This is a genomic window from Streptomyces sp. SAI-170, assembly GCF_049739565.1.
GTDB lineage: Bacteria > Actinomycetota > Actinomycetes > Streptomycetales > Streptomycetaceae > Streptomyces.
In genome coordinates, this window is record NZ_JBMGQD010000001.1 from 6295535 (window position 1) to 6317383 (window position 21849).

The 21849-nt window shown below is 70.8% G+C and carries 15 protein-coding genes; 5 read left to right on the forward strand and 10 right to left on the reverse strand.

All coding sequences use genetic code 11. From position 1 onward, the window contains the following. Positions 1 to 49: 49 nt before the first annotated feature. From RKD23_RS28295 to RKD23_RS28325, 7 genes are all read right to left on the reverse strand, one after another. Positions 50 to 766: an ABC transporter ATP-binding protein gene (locus RKD23_RS28295; protein WP_404034209.1), complete on the reverse strand. Its 717-nt coding sequence runs from the start codon at positions 764 to 766 to the stop codon at positions 50 to 52. Further along, a complete protein-coding gene (locus RKD23_RS28300; protein WP_424856252.1) occupies positions 763 to 1629 on the reverse strand; it encodes an ABC transporter ATP-binding protein in 867 nt (288 codons plus the stop codon). Before RKD23_RS28300 ends, RKD23_RS28295 begins: the two co-directional genes overlap by 4 nt. After that, positions 1626 to 3440, reverse strand: coding sequence for a branched-chain amino acid ABC transporter permease (locus tag RKD23_RS28305; protein WP_424856253.1), 1815 nt, complete (start codon positions 3438 to 3440; stop codon positions 1626 to 1628). The genes RKD23_RS28300 and RKD23_RS28305 overlap by 4 nt, the downstream gene beginning before the upstream one ends. A gap of 4 nt (positions 3441 to 3444) precedes the next feature. Then, positions 3445 to 4374, reverse strand: a complete 930-nt coding sequence (locus RKD23_RS28310; RefSeq protein WP_424856254.1) for a branched-chain amino acid ABC transporter permease — start codon at positions 4372 to 4374, stop codon at positions 3445 to 3447. A gap of 112 nt (positions 4375 to 4486) precedes the next feature. Continuing rightward, on the reverse strand, positions 4487 to 5719 hold the full coding sequence (locus tag RKD23_RS28315; protein WP_424856255.1) for a branched-chain amino acid ABC transporter substrate-binding protein: 1233 nt from the start codon (positions 5717 to 5719) through the stop codon (positions 4487 to 4489). A 660-nt stretch (positions 5720 to 6379) separates the two neighbouring features. Then, complete coding sequence (locus tag RKD23_RS28320) at positions 6380 to 6868, reverse strand: hotdog fold thioesterase (RefSeq protein ID WP_424856256.1); 489 nt, start codon at positions 6866 to 6868, stop codon at positions 6380 to 6382. Between the two features lie 107 nt (positions 6869 to 6975). Then, a complete protein-coding gene (locus RKD23_RS28325) occupies positions 6976 to 9255 on the reverse strand; it encodes an FdhF/YdeP family oxidoreductase (protein ID WP_424856257.1) in 2280 nt (759 codons plus the stop codon). Between the two features lie 601 nt (positions 9256 to 9856). On the opposite strand from RKD23_RS28325, the gene polA reads away from it, so the two are divergent. Both polA and RKD23_RS28335 read left to right on the forward strand, forming a co-directional pair. After that, entirely contained in the window at positions 9857 to 12583 is a 2727-nt protein-coding gene (polA, locus tag RKD23_RS28330) for a DNA polymerase I (protein WP_424856258.1), read from the forward strand. A gap of 791 nt (positions 12584 to 13374) precedes the next feature. Then, positions 13375 to 13758, forward strand: a complete 384-nt coding sequence (locus RKD23_RS28335; protein ID WP_424856259.1) for a hypothetical protein — start codon at positions 13375 to 13377, stop codon at positions 13756 to 13758. On the opposite strand, the gene RKD23_RS28340 is transcribed toward RKD23_RS28335, so the two are convergent. After that, a complete protein-coding gene (locus RKD23_RS28340; RefSeq protein ID WP_424856260.1) occupies positions 13724 to 14569 on the reverse strand; it encodes a DUF4184 family protein in 846 nt (281 codons plus the stop codon). The genes RKD23_RS28335 and RKD23_RS28340 overlap by 35 nt on opposite strands. 363 nt (positions 14570 to 14932) lie before the next feature. Between RKD23_RS28340 and RKD23_RS28345 the strand changes: the two genes are divergently transcribed. From RKD23_RS28345 to RKD23_RS28355, 3 genes are all read left to right on the forward strand, one after another. After that, positions 14933 to 16666 (forward strand): lytic transglycosylase domain-containing protein, encoded by a 1734-nt coding sequence (locus tag RKD23_RS28345; protein ID WP_424856261.1) that lies wholly within the window; start codon positions 14933 to 14935, stop codon positions 16664 to 16666. 154 nt (positions 16667 to 16820) lie between these two features. Further along, positions 16821 to 16955, forward strand: a complete 135-nt coding sequence (locus tag RKD23_RS28350) for an SPW_0924 family protein (protein WP_424856262.1) — start codon at positions 16821 to 16823, stop codon at positions 16953 to 16955. A gap of 20 nt (positions 16956 to 16975) precedes the next feature. Beyond that, positions 16976 to 17947 (forward strand): DUF3068 domain-containing protein, encoded by a 972-nt coding sequence (locus RKD23_RS28355; protein WP_424856263.1) that lies wholly within the window; start codon positions 16976 to 16978, stop codon positions 17945 to 17947. Here RKD23_RS28355 and hrpB read toward each other — a convergent pair. Beyond that, positions 17937 to 20522, reverse strand: coding sequence for an ATP-dependent helicase HrpB (gene hrpB / locus RKD23_RS28360; protein ID WP_424856264.1), 2586 nt, complete (start codon positions 20520 to 20522; stop codon positions 17937 to 17939). The genes RKD23_RS28355 and hrpB overlap by 11 nt on opposite strands. 168 nt (positions 20523 to 20690) lie before the next feature. Then, positions 20691 to 21563: a class I SAM-dependent methyltransferase gene (locus RKD23_RS28365; protein WP_424856265.1), complete on the reverse strand. Its 873-nt coding sequence runs from the start codon at positions 21561 to 21563 to the stop codon at positions 20691 to 20693. Between the last annotated feature and the right edge of the window lie 286 nt (positions 21564 to 21849).

Below are 21849 nucleotides of genomic sequence, written 5' to 3' on the forward strand. Positions count from 1 at the left end.
CCCCTGCGTAAGGCAAGGGGCGCGGGCCTCAGTCACGTACAGGAACCTTCTAGTCCTCGCCGAGGTACGCCTTGCGTACCGACTCGTCGACGAGCAGGTCCTGGCCCGTGCCGGAGAGGACGATCTTGCCGACCTCCATGACGTGGCCGTGGTCCGCGAGGGACAGTGCGGCCTGGGCGTTCTGCTCGATGAGCAGGATGGTGGTGCCCTGGGACTTGAGCTCCTGGATGGTGGCCATGATCTTCTGCATCATGATCGGCGACAGGCCCATGGAGGGCTCGTCGAGCATCAGGAGCTTGGGGCGGGACATGAGGGCCCGTCCCATGGCGAGCATCTGCTGCTCGCCGCCCGAGAGGGTGCCGGCGGCCTGCTTCCTGCGCTCACCGAGGATGGGGAAGAGGTCGTAGGCCCGCTGGATGTCCTTCTCGATGCCTTCCTTGTCGTTGCGGAGGAAGGCGCCGAGGCGGAGGTTGTCCTCGATCGTCATGCGGGGGAAGATGTGCCGCCCCTCGGGGGAGTGGGCGAGTCCCAGTGAGACGACCTTGTGGGCGGGGACCTTCTTGAGCGACTTGCCCTCGAAGCGGATGTCGCCGGAGACCGGCTGGAGCAGTCCGGAGAGGGTGCGCAGGGTCGTGGTCTTGCCGGCGCCGTTGGTGCCGATCAGGGTGACGACCTCGCCCGCTTCGACCTTGAACGAGATGCCTTTGACGGCCTCGATCTTGCCGTAGGCGACCCTGAGGTCCTCGACCTCGAGCAGTGCGGTCACTTGTCGTCCCCTTCCGTGGTGCTCTGCGTCTCGGCCGCCTCGACCTCGGCGGCTTCGTCGCTGCCCGGGGCGCCCTCGAAGGGGGTGCCGAGGTAGGCGGCGATGACGCGTTCGTCCGCCTGGACGACTTCGGCGGGGCCTTCGACGATCTTCTCGCCCTGGACGAGCACGGCGACCCGGTCGCAGAGGTTCATGATGAACCGGATGTCGTGCTCGATGACGAGGACGGCGATGCCCTTGTCCCGGATGGCGAAGATGAGTTCTTCGGCCGCTCGGGTCTCCTGCGGGTTCATGCCCGCGGTGGGCTCGTCGAGGAGGAGCAGGCCGGGTTCGCTCGCGAGTGCGCGGGCGATCTCCAGCTTGCGCTGTTCGCCGTATGGCAGGTTGCGGGCGAGGTGGTCGGCCTTGGCGGCGAGTCCGGTGAACTCCAGGAGTTCCATGGCGCGTTCGCGGGACTCCTCCTCGGCCTTCTTGAAGCCGGGGAGGCGCAGGAGGGCGGACCAGAGGCCCTCCTTCGTGCGGGTGTGCCGTCCGACCAGTACGTTCTCCAGAACGGTCATGTTGGCGAAGAGCCGGATGTTCTGGAAGGTGCGGGCGATGCCGGCCTGGGTGACCAGGTGCGGCTTGGGCGGCAGGACGGTGTCCTTGTACTTGACGGTGCCCTCGGTGGGGACGTACAGGCCGGTGAGGCAGTTGAAGAAGGTGGTCTTGCCGGCGCCGTTGGGTCCGATGAGGCCGACGATCTCCCCGGTGTTGACGGTGAGGTCGACGGAGCGTACGGCGGTGAGGCCGCCGAAGCGCATGGTGACGTCGGTGGCGTCGAGGACCTTGGTGGTGGTTGCGGTGGTGGTCATGGCGGTCACGCACCTGCCTTCGCGACGCCGGTCGCGCCGTCGGGCAGCGGTTTGTCCTCCGGTACGTCGAGCTGTCCGGTCTCGTGGAATTCGAGCTGCTTCCTGCGGTCGGCGACCAGGCCTTCGGGGCGGAAGCGCATGAGGAGCATGAGCGCGACGCCGAAGAGGAGGAGCTGGTACTCCGCCATGAACTGGAGCTTGGCCGGGATCAGGTAGAGCAGGGCGGCGCCGATGAGGGGTCCGCTGATGGTGCCCATGCCACCGAGGATGACGGCGGCGAGCAGGAAGGCCGAGTTGGGCGGCACGGAGCCGGCGAACTGGTACTGCTCGGGGGTCACGCTGTAGGAGACGTGGGCCTGGACGGTGCCGGCGAGGCCGGCGAGGGAGGCGCCGAGGGCGAAGGCGAGGAGCTTGAGGCGGAAGCCGTTGATGCCCATGGCGGTGGCGGCGGTCTCGTCCTCACGGATGGCGACCCAGGCGCGGCCGATGCGGGATTCCGCGGAGCGGCGGAAGACCATGACGACGAGCACCGTGCACAGCAGCATCAGCAGGTAGTAGTTGCCGGAGCGGGTGAGCTCGTGGCCGAGGACGTCGTGCGGCAGGCCGAGGTTGAAGCCGAAGATCTCCAGGTCGGGGATGTTCGGGATGCCGTTGGAGCCGTTGGTGACGTCGGGTCCGCTGTTGCCGTTGAGGTTGTTCATGGTGATGCGGAAGATCTCACCGAAGCCGAGCGTGACGATGGCGAGGTAGTCGCCGCGCAGTCGCAGGGTCGGTGCGCCGATCACCACGCCGAAGATCAGCGAGGCGAGGGCGCCGGTGAGGACGGCCGCCCAGAACGGGAAGTGGACGCCGATGGTCGACTGGGGGGAGCCGGAGACCAGGGCGGCGGCGTAGGCGCCGACGCCGAGGAAGGCGACGTATCCGAGGTCGAGGAGGCCGGCGAGGCCGACGACGACGTTCAGTCCCAGGGCGACGGTGGCGAAGATGAGGATGTTCGCTCCGATCAGCGCGAACTGATCGTTTGACTGAGTGAACGGGAAGCAGATCGCTGCGACGAACGCTGCGGCCATGGTGACGTTGCGGTTCTTGGCGGTGAGCGCCGAGAGCCGCTTGAGCAGGCCTGCGCGGTTGACGGCGGTGAAGCCGAAGCCGGCGAGGATCAGGAAGCCGATGAACAGCTCGGAGTACTCGGTGCTGATGCCGTACGAGAAGACGTACAGGCCGACGCCGAAGCCGGCGGCGATGATCAGGATCTCGGCCCAGGAGGGGAGTTCCTTGGCGCGGCGGGGGTCGGGGGCGCTGAGTACGTGGCGCAGGACCGTCCAGGGGCTGGGGTCGGGGTTCTGGCCGGTGTAGGGCTGGTCGGCGGGGAGGCAGAAGGCGCCGACGACCGCGAGGAGGGCGCCGATGCCGGAGACGTAGGCGCCGGGCTCGAGGTTGACGATGCCGCCGAGTTCGTAGCTGATGGCGCCGATGGCGTAGCCGGTGGTGCCGAGGACGCCGAGCGCCATCAGTCGGACCGGGCTGTTGGTGCCGCCGGGGGTGAGCCAGCCGAGGCCTCGGATGCCGTAGCCGGACAGGGTGAGCAGCAGCGTGAGGAGTGCTCCCACGAGCGTGAGCACCTGCAGGCCGCCGGGGTAGCCGGTGACGGTGAGGTTTCCGGGGAATTCCTCGGTCCAGGTCCAGGCGAGGAAGGTGCCCGCGAGGGCGACGGCGGAGCCGGCGAGGGTGATCGCGCGTGCCGCGGCGGGCGGCATCGGGATGATCGCGGTGGCTTCCGAGGGGTTCGTCTTGGTGGTTTCGATCGTGTTGTTGGTCATGTGATCACGCCCGATCCGCGACGCGTTCGCCGAGCAGGCCTTGTGGCCGGAAGAGCAGGACGAGGATGAGGAGGGCGAAGGCCCATACGTCCTTCCAGGCACCGCCGCCGAAGAGGTCCATGCCGGGGATGTCGCCGATGTAGCCGGTGGCGAGGGATTCGGCGACGCCGAGGACGAGGCCGCCGAGCATGGCGCCGTAGATGTTGCCGATGCCGCCGAGGACGGCCGCGGTGAAGGCCTTGAGGCCCATCAGGAAGCCCATGCGGAAGCCGACCTGGCCGTTCTTGAGGCCATAGGCGACCGCTGCGATGGCGGCGAACGCGGCACCGATGGCGAAGGCCATGACGATGATGCGGTCGGTGTTGATGCCCATCAGCTTGGCGGTGTCGGGGTCCTGGGCGGTGGCCTGCATGCCGCGGCCGGAGCGGGTCTTGGTGACGAAGAAGCCGAGAGCGACCATGCAGAGCGGGGCGGCGATCAAAACGAACACGTCACCGCGCTGGATGGTGGCGCCGAGGAATTCGAAGGGCTCGCCCTGGAACTGCGGGAAGGGGTGGTCCTTCTTGGCGTCGGGGTACCACATCCACACGACCTGCTGGAGGACGATGGACAGGCCGATGGCGGTGATGAGGGGCGCCAGCCGTGGTGCGGTGCGCAGAGGCCGGTAGGCGAAGCGTTCCGCCGCGGTGGCGACGGCGACGGAGACGATGATCCCGCCGATGATCATGAGGGGTACGGCTGCACCGAGGCCGAAGCCGTCGGGGAGTACGAGCCAGACGGTGAGGGCCCCGAAGCCCCCGACCATGAAGATCTCGCCGTGGGCGAAGTTGATGAGCTGGACGATGCCGTAGACCATCGTGTAGCCGATCGCGATGAGTCCGTACATCGCGCCGAGGATGAGTCCATTGGCCAGCTGTTGCGGCAGTTCGTTCACCGCAGGGCCTCCGTGGAGTGGTTCGGATATGGCGCCGCGCGGGAGCGCTGGTGGGCGCTTCCCGCGCGGCCTGGATCAATGTGTGAGTGGGGGTCTCTTACTCGTCCCCTGGTCAGCCCACCTTGGGGGAGGCGCTGTACTCGGGCGCCCACGCGCCCTTGGTGACCTTGTAGGCGGTCATCAGCGTGTTGGTGGTGTCACCGAACTCGTCGAAGGAGATGGTGCCGGTGACGCCGTCGAACTTGACCTTGGCCATCGCGTCCAGGACCGCCTTGCGGCCGTCGGACGGGAGCTTGCCGTCGTTGCCCTCGACCGCCAGCTTGACGGCCTCGATGATGGCCCAGGTGGCGTCGTAGGTCAGGCCGCCGTAGGCCTCGTAGGCGTCCTCGTAGCTGCCGGCCTCGTAGTTCTTGATGAACTCCTTGGCGGAGTCGAGCTGCTCGACGGGCTTGCCGACGGAGGTGGCGAGGTCGCCCTCGGCCTTCTTGTTCAGCTTGGGGAACTCACCGGAGTAGATGCCGTCGCCGCCCATGAGCGGGATGTTCTGGCCGCTGTCCTTGAGCTGCTGGCTCAGGGGCGCGGCGGCCGGGTACTCGCCGCCGTAGTAGAGGGCCTCGGCACCGGTCTTCTTGATCTTGGCCACGACGGAGTTGAAGTCGCGGTCGTCGGGGTTGATGTGGTCGCTGCCGACGATCTTTCCGCCGAGCCTGGTGAAGTTCTCCTTGAAGGAGGCGGCCAGACCCGCGCCGTAGGTCTTCTGGTCGTCGATCAGGTAGACCTTCTTCTTGCCGGCCTTGGTGAAGAGGTACTCGGCGGCGAAGGCACCCTGGATCTCGTCCGTGGTGGCGGTGCGGAAGAACGTCTTGAACTGGCGGACCGAGTTGCCGGTCTTCCAGCCGTCGCCCTGGGTCAGCTCCGTGCCGGTGTTGGCGGGGGAGATCTGGGTGAGGCCGGCGTCGTTGAACGGCTTCTGCATCTGCTGGGAGACGCTGGAGTTCAGCGGGCCGACGACGCCGAGGACGTCCTTGTTGCTGATGAACTTCTGGGCGTTCTGCTGGCCGACGGACGGCTGCGCCTGGTCGTCGAGGGGCTCGATCTTGAACTCGACGCCCTCGACGTATTCCTGCTTGTTGGCGGTCTTGGCGGCGAGGTCGGCGGAGTTGCGCATGCCGAGGCCGAGGGCCGACAGGTCGCCGGTCAGCGGAGCGTCGAGGCCGATCACCACAGTGGTCTTGTCGCCGCCGCCTTTGCCGCCACCGTCGTCGTCGCGCGAGCCACAGGCGGTCAGGGTGAGCGATCCCGCCGCGAGGACGGCGGTGATGGCTATGAGCGAACGTTGACGCACGAGTCAGTCCTTTCCCTGGCACGGCGGTTCCCCGTGGAACGCGCCGAGTCGAGCGCTGGACCGAAGTGGCTTCGAATCCGGTGGCGCGGTGACTGGCCGTGACTCTAGGCGCGTCGACGGAAATGCAGGAGTGGTCTGGCCAAGGCTGTGACGCTCTTGTTATGCCGCGGAGTATCGGAGAGCGCGACACCGTGGGCGGAAGGGGGGAATTCCAGCCGGTTCGCGCTGTCCGCATAGTGAGAATGCGCAGGGTGCGCCTCGATCGAATGCAGCACCGTTTCTTTGTTTTGGTACTGACGCGACTTGTTGCCGGAGGCTACTTGAGGCCGGGGAAGGGCGGGGAGTATGCCACATTCAGTCCGAAAAGGAAGGTGGTGTGGAGCTGCGGATTCCGTTTTTCTTGATTGCTTGTGAATTACGCAGGGTTACGGGCCGGAAAGGGAGTCCGGCGTTCTGGGGCACTTTTCCGTATTCGATCACCGGGTGGGGGAACGCGTCGGCGCATCGCGGGCGATCCCGTGACCGTCCGCGTCCGCCGCACTGCGTCCGACGGTACGTCAAACGCCCGCGGAGAGTGGCGTGTTGGGCTTCGTGAGACGCCGGAGGGGGCGGTCGCACCTTCGCGACCGCCCCCTCCGGCGTCCGGATTCGCTCCGCCGGTCAGCCGGCGGAGCCGAGCTGCTCGGCGTCCTTCGGGCCGACGTCGCGCAGCAAGCAGGTCAGCCGCGCGCTGCACACCCGCCGCCCCTCCTCGTCGCTGATCACGATCTCGTACGTCGCCGTGGACCGGCCGCGGTGCACGGGCGTGGCCACGCCGGTGACCAGGCCGGAGCGCACCCCGCGGTGGTGCGTGCAGTTCAGGTCGACGCCGACGGCGATCTTGGAGACGCCGCCGTGCAGCATGGAGCCCACCGAGCCGAGGGTCTCGGCCAGGACCGCGGAGGCGCCGCCGTGCAGCAGGCCGTAGGGCTGGGTGTTGCCCTCGACCGGCATCGTGCCGACGACCCGCTCGGCGGACGCCTCCAGGATCTGCACGCCCATGCGCATGCCGAGGTGCCCGGCGGAGAACAGCGCGGGCAGGTCGACGCCGAGGGCCGCGTACTCGTCGATGACCTCCTGCGGGAACTTCACATGCTGCTGCTCGCCCATGGGCCCGGCTCCGTTCGTTCGATCAGTACGGCTCGTATCGACGAGCCGATCAGTCACGGCTCGTTCGGATGAGCCGATCAAAACGACTCATCCCGCTGAGCAAACGCTCAGTCGGTGGCCGATTGTTCCAGACGGACCACTACGGACTTGCTGGCCGGGGTGTTGCTGGTGTCCGCGGTGGCGTCCAGCGGGACGAGGACGTTGGTCTCCGGGTAGTAGGCGGCGGCGCAGCCCCGCGCGGTCGGGTAGTGCACCACGCGGAAGCCGGGCGCCCGGCGCTCCACGCCGTCCTTCCACTCGCTCACCAGGTCCACGTACACCCCGTCGGCGAGGCCGAGCGTGCGCGCGTCCTCGGGGTTGACCAGGACCACCCGGCGACCGCCCCGGATACCGCGGTAGCGGTCGTCCAGGCCGTAGATCGTGGTGTTGTACTGGTCGTGCGAACGCAGCGTCTGCAGCAGCAGCCGCCCCTCGGGCAGGTCGGGGTACTCCACCGGTGCGGAAGTGAAGTTGGCCTTGCCGCTCGCCGTGGGGAAGCGGCGCTCGTCGCGCGGCGCGTGCGGCAGCGTGAAGCCCCCCGGGCGGGCCACGCGCGCGTTGAAGTCCTCGAAGCCGGGGATCACGCGCGCGATGCGGTCCCGGATCGTGCCGTAGTCCTTCTCGAACTCCTCCCACGGCGTGTTCGACCGCTCGCCCAGCACTCGGCGCGCCAGCCGGCACACGATCGCCGGCTCCGACAGCAGATGACGGCTCGCGGGCTCCAGACGTCCGCGCGAGGCGTGCACCATGCCCATGGAGTCCTCGACGGTCACGAACTGCTCGCCGCCGCCCTGGAGGTCGCGCTCGGTGCGGCCGAGCGTCGGCAGGATCAGTGCCCGCGCGCCCGTGACGGCGTGCGAGCGGTTCAGCTTCGTCGACACATGCACCGTCAGCCGCGCACGCCGCATGGCCGCCTCGGTGACCTCGGTGTCGGGGGAGGCCGCCACGAAGTTGCCGCCCATGGCGAAGAAGACCTTCGCCTCGCCGTCGCGCAGCGCCTGGATGGCGCGTACGACGTCGAAGCCGTGCTCGCGCGGGGGCGCGAACCCGAACTCCTTCTCCAGGGCGTCCAGGAAGGCGGGCGCGGGCCGCTCGAAGATGCCCATCGTGCGGTCGCCCTGCACATTGGAGTGGCCGCGCACCGGGCACACACCCGCGCCGGGACGGCCGATGTTGCCGCGCAGCAGCAGGAAGTTGACCACCTCGCGGATGGTCGGCACCGAGTGCTTGTGCTGCGTCAGGCCCATGGCCCAGCAGACGATGGTGCGCTGCGAGGCGAGGACCATGCGCAGGGCCTCTTCGATCTGCGCGCGCGTGAGGCCGGTCGCCTGGAGGGTCTCGTCCCAGCCGGCCGCGCGCGCGGCCTCGGCGAACTCCTCGAAGCCGTGCGTGTGCTCGCGCACGAACTCCTCGTCGACCGCGCCCTCCGCCTCCAGGATCAGCTTGTTGAGCAGGCGGAAGAGGGCCTGGTCGCCGCCGATGCGGATCTGCAGGAACAGGTCGGTGAGGGAGGCGCCGGTGGTCAGGCCCTTGGGCGTCTGTGGGTTCTTGAAGCGCTCCAGGCCTGCCTCGGGCAGCGGGTTGACGCTGATGACCTTCGCGCCGTTCGCCTTCGCCTTCTCCAGGGCCGAGAGCATGCGCGGATGGTTGGTGCCCGGGTTCTGCCCGGCCACCACGATCAGGTCCGCCTTGTACAGGTCCTCCAGCAGGACGCTGCCCTTGCCGATGCCGATGGTCTCGTTGAGCGCCGAGCCCGAGGACTCGTGGCACATGTTGGAGCAGTCCGGCAGGTTGTTGGTGCCCAGCTCGCGCGCGAAGAGCTGGTAGAGGAACGCGGCCTCGTTGCTGGTGCGGCCCGAGGTGTAGAAGACGGCCTCGTCGGGGGAGGAGAGCGCGTCGATCTCCTCCGCGATGATGTCGAAGGCGCGCTCCCAGGTGACCGGCTCGTAGTGCTCGCCGCCCTCGGGCAGGTACACGGGGTGCGTGAGCCGGCCCTGCTGGCCCAGCCAGTAGCCGCTGCGGCCGGCGAGGTCGGCCACGGAATGCGCGGCGAAGAACTCGGGGGTGACCCGGCGCAGGGTGGCCTCCTCGGCGACCGCCTTCGCGCCGTTCTCACAGAACTCCGCCTTGTGCCGGTGGTCAGGCTCGGGCCAGGCGCAGCCGGGGCAGTCGAAGCCGTTCTTCTGGTTCACGCTGAGCAGGGTCAGCGCGGTCCGCTTGACGCCCATCTGCTGCTGGGCCATGCGCAGCGTGTGCCCGATGGCCGGCAGCCCCGCCGCCGCGTGCTGCGGCTCCGCGACCTGGGGCGCGTCCTGGACCGGGTCGGCCTTGGGCGGCTTCGTCGCCATCGCACGGTCTCCTTCGACTGCGTGTGTGAAGTACGTCTCCGATCCTCGCACGCGGCACCGACAGCAGTGACCGGGCGTCCGGTGCCGGGGTCGCAGCCATTGGCTGCGCTTGACGTCATTGGCCGCGCTTGCTGTGGGGCTCGGCGTCGCGGGGGTGTCGGCGCGGTGTGAGGGGCGTGGGTGCCGGCGGGGCTTGGCTGGGGTTGGTGTGATCGGCACGGTGTGATCGGCAGGACGTGGGAGTCGGGGCGGGGGGCGGCGGTGGTGGAGCTGGGCAGTACGGGAGCGGGGTGCCGGAGTTGGGCGGTACGGGAGCGGGGGCGCCGGAGTTGGATGTGGGGGAGCGGGGCGGGTCGGAGTGCGGGGCGCCGGAGGCGGGGCGGGTCGGAGTCCGTGGTGCCGGTGTGCCGGTGTCTTGCGACGCGAGTGCCGGACGGTGGGGGATACCGGAGCCGGGTGGTGGGGGAGGCTGGGGATACCGCAGCCGGGCGGTGCCTGAGCCCGGGAGTGCCTTGCCCGGTGGCCTGAGCCGGGTCGTGCCGGACCGGTCGGAGTCGGCGATGGCGGTCCGCTGTCAGTGGGGCGTGGCAGGATCGGGGGCGTGGCAGAGACAGCACCGAACAAGACCGAGAAGACCTCCGGCGGCGACCGTCCGCGGCTGATGCTCATGGACGGGCACTCGCTGGCCTACCGCGCGTTCTTCGCGCTGCCCGCGGAGAACTTCACCACCGCGACCGGCCAGCCGACGAACGCGATCTACGGCTTCGCGTCGATGCTGGCCAACACCCTGCGCGACGAGGCGCCCACGCACTTCGCCGTGGCCTTCGACGTCTCGCGCAAGACCTGGCGCTCGGAGGAGTTCACCGAGTACAAGGCGAACCGCTCAAAGACCCCGGACGAGTTCAAGGGCCAGGTCGAGCTGATCGGTGAGCTGCTCGACGCGATGCATGTGTCCCGCTTCGCCGTCGACGGTTACGAGGCGGACGACGTCATCGCCACTCTGGCCACCCAGGCCGAGGCCGAGGGCTTCGAGGTGCTGATCGTCACCGGCGACCGCGACTCGTTCCAGCTGGTCAGCGAGCACACGACGGTGCTGTATCCGACCAAGGGCGTCTCCGAGCTGACCCGCTTCACCCCGGAGAAGGTTTTCGAGAAGTACGGCTTGACGCCCGCGCAGTACCCGGACTTCGCCGCCCTGCGCGGCGACCCGTCGGACAACCTCCCGGGCATCCCGGGCGTCGGCGAGAAGACGGCCGCGAAGTGGATCAACCAGTTCGGTTCCTTCGCCGAGCTGGTCGAGCGCGTCGAGGAGGTCAAGGGCAAGGCCGGGCAGAACCTGCGCGACCACCTGGAGGCCGTCAAGCTCAACCGCCGGCTCACCGAGATGGTGCGCACCGTCGAGCTGCCCAAGACGGTCGCCGACCTCGCCCGCCCCGCGTACGACCGCAAGGCCGTCGCGATGATCCTGGACACCCTGGAGATCAGGAACCCCTCGCTGCGCGAGCGGCTGCTGGCCGTCGACCCGGGCGCCGAGGAGGCCGAGGTCACCCCGGTCGTCGCCGACGGCGTCGAGCTGGAGGGCACCGTCCTGGGCACCGGCGAGCTGGCCGGCTGGCTCGGGGAGCACGGCGGTGCGGTGCTCGGTGTGGCCACCGTCGACACCTGGGCGCTGGGCTCCGGCTCGGTCGCCGAGGTCGCGCTGGCCGCGCCCGGCGGGGCCGCCGCCTGGTTCGACCCGGCCGAGCTGGACGAGGCCGACGAGCAGGCGTGGGCGGCCTGGCTGGCCGACGAGTCCCGGCCCAAGGTGCTGCACAACGTCAAGGGCGCGATGCGCGTCTTCGCCGAGCACGGCTGGAGCGTGGCCGGTGTCGGCATGGACACCGCGCTCGCCGCCTACCTGGTCAAGCCCGGTCGCCGCTCCTTCGACCTGGACGCGCTGTCCATGGAGTACCTGCACCGCGAGCTGGCCCCCGCGGCCGCGGCCGACGGCCAGCTGGCGTTCGGCGCGGACGACGGCGCCGAGGCCGAGGCGCTGATGATCCAGGCCCGCGCGATCCTGGACCTCGGCGAGGCCTTCGAGGGCCGGCTGAAGGACGTCGGCTCCGCGGAGCTGCTGCGTGACATGGAGCTGCCGACCTCGACACTGCTCGCCCGGATGGAGCGGCACGGCATCGCGGCGGACCGCGCCCACCTGGAGGCGATGGAGCAGATGTTCGCGGGCGCCGTGCAGCAGGCCGTGAAGGAGGCGCACGCGGCGGCCGGACACGAGTTCAACCTGGGCTCGCCCAAGCAGCTCCAGGAGGTCCTCTTCGGTGAGCTGGGCCTGCCGAAGACGAAGAAGACGAAGACCGGCTACACCACCGACGCCGACGCGCTGGCCTGGCTCGCGACCCAGACGGACAACGAGCTTCCGGTGATCATGCTGCGCCACCGTGAGCAGGCGAAGCTGCGGGTCACCGTCGAGGGCCTGATCAAGACCATCGCGACGGACGGCCGTATCCACACGACGTTCAACCAGACGGTCGCCGCCACCGGCCGCCTGTCCTCCACGGACCCGAACCTGCAGAACATCCCGGTCCGCACCGACGAGGGACGGGCCATCCGGCGCGGCTTCGTGGTGGGCGAGGGCTTCGAGTCCCTGATGACCGCGGACTACAGCCAGATCGAGCTGCGGGTGATGGCTCACCTGTCCGAGGACGAGGGCCTGATCGAGGCGTTCACCTCCGGCGAGGACCTGCACACCACCGTGGCCTCGCAGGTGTTCGCCGTCGAGCGCACTGCGGTGGACGCGGAGATGCGCCGCAAGATCAAGGCCATGTCGTACGGCCTGGCGTACGGTCTGTCGGCGTTCGGCCTGTCTCAGCAGCTGAACATCGAGGCGGGCGAGGCGCGCGCCCTGATGGACACCTACTTCGAGCGCTTCGGCGGGGTGCGGGACTATCTGCGCCGGGTCGTCGACGAGGCCCGGGCCACCGGTTACACGGCCACGCTGTTCGGCCGCCGCCGCTATCTGCCCGACCTCAACAGCGACAACCGTCAGCGCCGGGAGGCCGCCGAGCGCATGGCCCTCAACGCGCCGATCCAGGGCACGGCGGCCGACATCGTCAAGATCGCCATGCTCAACGTGGACCGTGCGCTGCGCGAGGCCGGCCTGAAGTCCCGCATGCTCCTCCAGGTCCACGACGAAATCGTCCTCGAGATCGCCCCCGGCGAGCGCGCCGCGGCCGAGGAGCTCGTCCGCCGCGAGATGGCGGGCGCCGTGCACCTGCGCGCCCCTCTGGACGTCTCGGTGGGCGTGGGCCCGGACTGGGAGTCGGCGGCACACTGACGGACACGAGGCCCAGGCCTGGTCGGCCTTCGCGCCGACCAGGCCGGGCCTGCTCCCAGCGCTGGTTCCGAGAGGCGCCTGGATACTTGCTGCACCGGCCCGGCGGTGCGCTCGCGCCGGTCCACGAGGCTGCTGGGCGCCTACCGGCCGGGCCTGGGGCTGCTCTCGCCAGTCGTTCAAGAGGCACGGGGGCCTGCCGGCTGGGCTGTTGGCTGCTCTCGTCATCGGTCCATGAGTCGTCTGGTCAGCTGCTGCGCATGCCTGGGGCTGCCTCGCCCCGGTCCATGAGGCCCAGCTTGCTGCTGGCTGGGCGGGGCCGGTGCTTACGGGCGGTTCTAGGAGCTGCCCGGAACCTGCTGCGTGGCCCGGGACTGCCTCCGGCCGCCATCCGTGAGGGTCGGTGTCTGCCAGTCCCGCCATTGCGCGCCTCCCGTCCTTCAGGCCCAGAGCGCCTGTCGGCGGGCCAGGGCGTGCCCTCGCCACCAGTCTCGGAGCCGCCGCGCACCAGGCTGCCCCGGCGCGGAACGCCCTCGCCCCCTCCGCGAAGCCCCTGGCGGGCCTGCCGCCCAGGCGACTCGGCCCGTTCTCGCCTTCAGCTCCCCGAAGCCCCCGGCGTGCCTGCCGCCCAGGCAACTCGGCTCGCTCTCGCCCTCAGCTCCCCGAAGCCCCTGCACAAGCCCGGCCCCGACCCGCCGAGCGGCGCGCGCCCACCCCACACCCCCCAGAAGGCCGTCACCCGCGTGGCCCCCGCGGAAAAGCAGGCAGGGGGCGTTGGCCCTGAGGATGCGGGCATGGGTATACGCATGCTCAACCGCCGGCCGGCGCCTTCGCCGCTCGTGCCGGTCCCGGCCTTCGCGGCCGGTGCAAGCACCGCCCGTCTCGTTGTCGGCCCCGCGGAGGCCGTGCGCCACGCCGCTGTGGACCTGGGCCGCGCGCTGAGCCACTGTCGGCGTCTCAGATCGCTCGGCGAGTGCCGGCCGATTCGAGGGACTCTCGCCGCCGTGGGGCGCACCCGCGACCCGGCCCGCTGGCGGCTGTGGGCCGACCTGGCGCGCGGCTATGTGGCGCTGCTGCTCACGCTGCTGCCCCGCACCCGCCCGGCCGGCACCCTGACCGTGTTCGTCGCGGGCGTGCCCCCGCTCAGCGGGCCACCGGGCTGCGCGGCTCCCTGCTGACCGGGCCCGGAACCGGGGCCGGGCGCCACACCCGGACCGCCACGGTGTACAGCAGGACGCCCAGGAACAGGCCCGCGCCCGCCCCGAAGCACAGCGTCGGGATCAGCTCCCACGGCTTGGCGATGGACTTCCACTGGGCCCACCATCGCGTCGCCCGCTGCACTGCCGCGACCAGGGCGCAGCCGCCGATCAGCACACCGGCCGCCCAACGGTCGCGCAGGGACAGCAGGGGTACGCCCACCGGCTCGGCCGCCGGTGCGTGCCGCAGCGCCCGCACCAGGAACACCACGATCACTACGGCGGCCACGGCGGAACCGCCGTACTGCAGGTACCAGTACAGCGGGGAGCCCGCGATCTCCCGGCCCAGCACCGGGAAGAGCCGCATGCCCCACCGGTCGAGGTGCGTGAAGGCGTCCCACACGACATGCGTCAGCGCGCCGAGGGCCGCGGAGACGTACCACCAGGCCGCCGTCGACGGCCGCACGCGTGCGCGTGGCGCCCCGCAGCGCAGCAGCGTGGCGACGCGGTGCTGCCGGTTCCGGGGCAGCAAGCCCACCAGCGGTTCGCGCACCAGCAGCCACAGCCCGACCAACGCCCAGGAGATGAGCACGTCGATCGTGAACACCCCTGGGAAGGAGTGCGTCACATCACCGAACTCCATCGCCCCGGACAGCACACTCGCCGCGTAATAGGTCAAGTCGGGTGAGAACGTGCCCGCCATCAATACGGAGGGGACGAGTGCCCCGCGGCCGGTTCCATCGGTGCGCATGAGGGGCAGCGCGGCTGCCGCATGACTCAAGGTGAACGGCAAGTGGCCTCCCCGTGACGGGCGTTGAACCGGGTCGCTGTCCGGTGATCGTCTGAGTGGTTCAGTATGCGCGACCGACCTGTACGCCGATCGTCGACCGCGATCCGAACATCGTCCGACCCCATGTGGCCAAGCCGTGAAAACGCACCGCGAACCGGTCCCCGGCCCGCGGAAGTTGTCGTAGGGTCACGGAGGGCCACATGCGGGTATGTGCGGCTGATCGGACGCACAGACCCGACGTGCGAACGAACAGAACACTGAAAAACGGGCGCTGATGCAACCGACCCCGGGCGTCGGCAGTCACAACAGTGGCGAGTACAACAGGAAGAGTCGGGCGCTCGGGCGTCCACGGGAGGGGTTCACTTCATGGCGGCGCAAATCGGCAGGCGTCTGCGCAAGGGGGCGGCGACCACCGCTGTGGCCGCGGCGGCGGTCGCGGCACTGTCCGCGTCCCAGGCTCCGGGAGTGACGACCGACGAGGGCAGACAGCCCACCGCCGACTCCCAGCCCACACCGGACGTCGTCGCCGACGACAGCGCGACCGGCAACTCGCCGTACTACACGGACCTGCCGCCGCTGAACAGTCCGACGCCCTCGCCCACCACGTCGGGCGCCCCGACCGGCATCGGACACGCCGAGGCCGGCATACCCGCGACCGTCCTGGACGCCTACAAGAAGGCCGCCGCCCGGCTGAACGCGGCCAAGCCCGGCTGCAACCTGCCCTGGCAGCTGCTCGCCGCCATCGGCAAGGTCGAGTCCGGCCAGGCCGGCGGCGGCCGCGTCGACGCCAACGGCACCACGTACACGCCGATCCTGGGCCCGCAGCTCGACGGCAACGGCTTCGCGCTCATCAAGGACACCGACAACGGCGCCTACGACGGCAACGCGAGCTACGACCAGGCCGTCGGCCCCATGCAGTTCATCCCCTCCACCTGGGAGTGGGCGGGCCGCGACGGCAACGGCGACGGCCTGCGGGACCCCAACAACATCTACGACGCCGCACTCGCGGCCGGCCACTACCTGTGCCGCTTCGGCTGGGACCTGTCCGCCCAGGGCGACCTCGACCGCGCGATCCTCAGCTACAACAACTCGCGCGACTACCTCAACACCGTCCTGTCGTGGCTGGAGTACTACCGCAAGGGCACCCACGAGATCCCGGACGGCACGGGAACGCTGCCCGACAACCGCAGCGACAACCAGCCCGCTTCACGCCCCTCCTCCAAGCCGTCGGCGAGCCCGGACCCGAAGCCGACCCCCAAGCCGCCGACCCACACCCCCGGCGGCGGCACGCCGACCCCGACCCCCACCCCGCCGCCGACCACCCAGCAGCCCACGCCCACCGACACCGTGGACCACCTGGAGGACGCGGGCACCGCGAAACTCACCGCGACGGCGGGCGAGGCGTTCACCAAGCGGATCAGCACCAGGGCGGAGACCAAGGCCGGCGAGGCCGTCGGCAAGGTCCGCATCCGGTTCACGATCACCGGTGAGACCGATGCCACCTTCACGGGTGGAGAGAGCGTCGCCACGATCGTCACCGACAGCTCCGGTGTCGCCCTCGCGCCCCGGCTCAGCGCCGGGGAGAAGACGGGCACCTTCACCGTCCGCGCCACCGTCGTCGGCCGTTCGCTCCCTGGCCTCGACTACGCCGCCACGGTCACCGCCCGCGCCGCCGACGCCCTCACCCGGGTCGGCGACACCCCGCTGACCTGCCCGGCGGGCGGCGAGTTCGCCGAACAGGTCCAGGTGAAGGCGACGTACCAAGGCGCCGTCGCGGACCGCGTCGCGGCCACGGCGACCCTGATCAAGTCGGCCGACGACCCGACCGTGAACGACAAGGGCCCCTACTTCAAGGACGCCGACGGCAAGACCGTACGCACCCTGACGGAGCTGGAGACTGACGCGAACGGCCTGCTGACGCTGCCGAAGCTGTACGCCGACGACACCGCCGGTACGTTCCTGCTGCGCATCACCACCACCGGTGGCGCCACGCTCACCGTCGAACTGACGGTGGAGGCCGCCGCCTCGCCGACGCCGACCCCGACGACCGGTGAGTCGACGAGCCCGTCGCCGAGCCCTTCGGCGTCGCCCACGGTCTAGCCGGCATCGCAACCGACGACGGCGCCCCCTCCGCTCACCGCGGCGGGGGCGCCGTCGTCCATGTGCGCGACGTGTTCTCATCTCGCCCGCCCGTTGCTACGGTGCCGAGACCTGACGGCACGTCAGTTCCGAGCCAGTTCTACGGGAGGCCCGCATGCGCGCTCTCGGCGCCGCCGCGATCGGGCTCGTGCTCGCCTTCGCCCTCGTCCTCGCCGTCACGGCCCTGGGCGGGTCCACGGGCGAGACGTCCCCGAAGCCTTTGCTGACGACGGTCCCCGCCCACCCGTGACCGCCCCGAGGGAGGCCGAGATGCGCCGCACGTCCGGACTGGTCCTGCTCGCCCTCGCCGTGTTCTTCGCGACCCTGGCCCCGCTGCTGCGCTGGTACGCCTTCCCCCGCCTCGCCAAGGTCCCGCCGAACCAGTACCAGGACATGGTCCTTGAGGCAAAGAACGCCACCCTCCTCGACTACGGCACCATGAAGGCCCGCAAGGTCCCCCGGGTCACCATCGTCCAGACCCTCAAGGGCAACGTGGAGGCCTCCGAGCGGATCGAGCGGACAGCGGGCCGCGACGTCGTCGTCTGGGACACCCTCTCCTATGTACAGGGCCCCGACGGCCGGATGGTCTCGCGCATCCCCGAGCGCTACATCTTCGACGCCCACACCCAGGAACCCGTCCACGCCACCGGAGAGACGGTCGACGGCGACCCGGTCAGACGTGAGGGAATCGAGTTCAAATGGCCGTTCCTGACCGAAAAACGAAGCTACGCCTACTTCGATGCCCAAACGCGCACTTCGGCACCCATCCACTACAAAGGCACCCGCACCTTCCGTGGCCTGGAGGTCTACTACTTCGAACAGACCGTCCCCTGGACACGGGTGAACTTCCCCAAGGTCATGCCCGTCGACGGCATCACACCTGAGTCCGTCGCCTCCACCGGCACCACCCGCTGGTACACCACCGTCCGCAGATTCTGGGTCGAACCCGTCACCGGCGCCCCCGTCTACGGCGAGGAGATCCACAAGGAGGAGTTACGCGGCGGCACCCTGCTCGGCGGCCGCGACAAGGTGACCGCCTTCGCCGGGCACGTGAAGATGCGCGAGGACTACATCGAGCACACCGTCGACCTGGTCAAGTCCAACCGCACCCTGGTCCTGCTGCTCACCGCCTACCTGCCCTGGAGCTTCCTGGCCCTCGGCGTCCTGCTGCTGGCGCTCGCCCTCTGGCTGGAGGCCCGCGGCAGGCGCCCGGCCGGCCCGGAGCTGCCGGTCAGCGCCTGAGCGCCGCGTTGGTGCGCCGGGTCGGCTCCGCGGTGGCCGGATCCTCGGGCCAGGGATGCTTCGGATAACGGCCGCGCAGCTCGGCCCGCACCGCCTTGTAACCGTCCCGCCAGAAGGACGCGAGGTCCGCCGTCACGGCCGCCGGCCGCCCGGCGGGAGACAGCAGATGCACCAGAACCGGGACCCCGGCGAGCGTCGGCGACTCATGCAGCCCGAACATCTCCTGCAACTTCACCGCCAGCACCGGCCGCTCGGGGTCCTGGTAGTCGATCCGGATTCTGGACCCACTCGGTACGGTGATCCGCTCCGGCGCCAGCTCGTCCAGGCGCGCGGCGTCCCCGGACGCCCAGGGCAGCAGCCGGCCGAGCGCCTCACCGGCGTCGAGCCGCGCGAGGTCCGACCGCCGACGGGCCCGGCTCAGCTCCGGCTCCAGCCACTCGTCCACGCGCGCGTGCAGCGCGGCATCGGAGACGTCCGGCCAGGGCTCGCCCAGGTGCAGCCGCAGGAACGCCAGCCGCTGCCGCAGCACCTCGGCGTCGGAGGACCAGCGCAGCAGCCCGAACCCCTCCTGACGCAGCCCGTTCAGCAGGGCTTCGCGTACGAGGCCGGGATCGGCGTCCCTCAGGGTGCGCGCCGCGCACTCGATCGCCCCGAGCCGCTCCACGCGGCGTGCGACGACGTCCCCGTCGGCCCAGTGCACCTCCTCGGCCTCGCCGTACAGCGGCGCCGCAGCCGCCCTGGCCGTGTCCTCGTCCACCACCGCGGCCAGCTGCACACGCGCGTGCCCCTTGCCGACCGGCCGATCGGCGACCGCGACGGCGAGCCAGGGGGCTCCGCGCAGGGGCGACCCGTCGGGCAGCTCGGCACGGGTTCCTGACGCCATGAGGTACGAGCCGCCGTCCAGCTTGGCGACCCGCTCGGGAAAGGCGAGCGCGGCGACGTGCCCGGCGAGCCGGTCGTCGCCGGCGCGAAAGCCGCCCCCGAGGCCGGCCGTGCCGGAACGACCGTCGGCAGCCTCTCCGGAGCGACCACTGGAGACCTCTCCGGGGCGACCACTGCCCACGTCTCCGGAGGCGCCGTCGGAAACCTCCCCGGCGGCAGCCCGCAGCCGGCGAACCTCGCGCCGCCACCTGTCCGCGTACGCGTCGCCCCCACGCCGAGCGGCCCGCCACGCAGCGGCCAGGTCGTCGCCGTACTCGCGCGGGGCCTCCTCGGACAGCAGCGCCACCACCTCGGCGCCCGCACCGGCGGTGTCCAGCAGCGCCCGCCCCAACCTGGGATGAAGACCCAGCCGTGCCAGGCGCAGCCCCCGCTCGGTGGCGCGACCCGCCGGGTCCACCGCTCCCATCGCCGTCAGAGCGGCCCGAGCCGCCGCCATCGCGCCCGCCGGCGGCGGGTCGAGCAGAGCCAGCCCCGATGCCTCCGGATCGCCCCAGCACGCCGCCTGAAGGGCGAACGCCGTCAGGTCGGCCACCTTGATCTCGGGGGAGGGGAACCGCGGCAGCCGCGTGTCCTCGGCCTCCGCCCAGCAGCGGTACACCGCACCCGGTGCCTCACGCCCGGCACGCCCCGCCCGCTGCCGCGCGGCCGCCTGCGAGGCCCGTACCGTCGTCAGGGCGCTCAACCCGCGCGCGTGATCCACCCGCGGTTCGCGCGCCAGGCCCGCATCCACGACCACCCGCACCCCGGGCACCGTCAGCGACGACTCCGCCACCGCCGTGGCCAGCACCACCCGGCGCCGCGAGCCGGGCGCGAGCACCGCGTCCTGCACGGCCGCCGGAGCCCGGCCGTGCACCTGGAGCACCTCCACATCCCCCAGAGCGCCGAGCTGCCCCGCCACGCGCGCGATCTCGCCCACCCCCGGCAGGAAACACAGCACGTCCCCGTCCCGCTCGGCCAGCGCGCGCCGCACCACCGACGCCACATGCGCCAGCAGGGCCGGGTCGACCCGCATCCCGTGCGGCGGCCGTACCGCTCGCGCGGGCGGCGCCCAGACCACCTCCACCGGATGGGAGACGCCCTGGGCCTCCACCACCGGCGCATCGCCCAGCAGCCGCGCCCAGCCCTCGGCGTCCGTCGTCGCCGACGCCGCCACGAGACGCAGCTCGGGCCGCAGCGTCTCGCGCACGTCCCACAGGAACGCCGCCACCGTATCCGCGTCCAGATGCCGCTCGTGGCACTCGTCGAGCACCACGACGTCCACGCTCGCCAGCTCCTGGTCACGCTGGAGCCGCTGCAGCAGCACACCGGTCGTGACGACCTCCACGCGCGTGTGCCGCCCCACGACGCGTTCGCCGCGCACGGTGTAGCCGATGCTCTCGCCGGGCTTCTCGCCCAGCAGCCACGCCATGCGCCGGGCCGCCGCCCGTGCCGCGATCCGCCGCGGCTCGGCCACGACCACCCGCCGCGCGGGGCCCTCCCCGAGCAGCCCCGCCAGCACCAGCGGCACCAGCGTCGTCTTGCCGGTGCCGGGCGGGGCCACCAGCACGGCCGTGCCGTGGCCCTCCAGGGCGTCGTGCAGACCAGGCAGGGCGCTGCGTACGGGCAGCGCGTCCAGGGCGTCGTAGCGGATCACGCCCACAGTGTCGTACGAGAGGCTCATAGGAGCACGAATGGATGGTCGAACAGCACCGTACGTGCGCGAACGATCAGCCCCTGCGCACGCGGCCCCGTACGCGCGGGCTCGATCAATCGCGAGGCCACGTACGTGCGGGCGCGATCAATCCCGTACGTGTGAGAGCGATCAGTCCCGTACGCACACGAAGATCGCCGTGCCCGGGATCAGGTTCCCGCGCAGGGGCGACCAGCCGCCCCACTCCGACGAGTTCCACGCCGGCCACTCCGGCTCCACCAGGTCCACCAGGCGGAGGTCGGCCGCGACGATGTCCCGCACGCGGTCGCCGATCGTCCTGTGGTGCTCGACGTAGACCGCGCGACCGTCCTCGTCCTGCTCGACGTACGGCGTGCGGTCGAAGTAGGAGGAGGAGACGCTCAGGCCCTCGGGGCCGGGCTCGTCCGGGAACGCCCAGCGGATGGGATGGGTCACCGAGAAGACGAAGCGGCCGCCGGGGCGCAGCACGCGATGGACCTCGCGCAGCACCTGGACGGGGTCGGCGACGAAGGGCAGCGCGCCGTAGGCCGAGCACGCGAGGTCGAAGGAGGCGTCCGCGAAGGGCAGGGCGCCGGCGTCGGCGCAGACCAGAGGGAACGTTCCGCCGATGCGCAGCGCGTGCTGGAGCTGGCGGTGGGACAGGTCCAGGGCGACCGGGCGGGCGCCCTGTGCGGCCAGCCAGCGCGCGCACTGGGCCGCGCCGGCGCCGATCTCCAGGACGTCCTTGCCCTTCAGCTCCTCCGCCGGGCCCAGCAGCTCGGCCTCCACCTCGTCGAGACCCTCCGGGCCCCACACGAAGCGGTCGTCGCCGAGGAACGTGCCGTGCTCGACCTGGTACTCGTCGGCGTTGCGGTCCCACCAGCCTCGGTTGGCGCGGGTGCTCTCCGCCGCTCCGGCCTCGCGCCGGGTGGCCTCCGGTTCGGCGGCGGACTCGGAAGAAACGGGCTCTTGGATGATCGGCTCCCTCGTCGTACTCTTCCGTCCAGCCCGTCCCGGTGGCGTCACAAGAGGGGCGCTCCGGACCCTGCGTGGCCTCAGAAGACTGAATTTGTGCCGGGTATGCGGTGTTCTACCCCGGGTGTGCGCCTTCGCGCATTGACCCTGCCCGGCTGCCCCCGTATGCTACAAGTTGCGCTGCGGGCCTGCGCACCTCAGACGTAGCAGGCTGCGCTCGCATCTGTTGTATGTCCCCTCGGTTTTCGAGGCGCACTACCTGTTTTTGCAGGTGGGGCGCTTCCTTGGCTGTCCGGCTTCTGCAGAGCGAAACGGGCTCCCGGCGTAAGCAGTACCT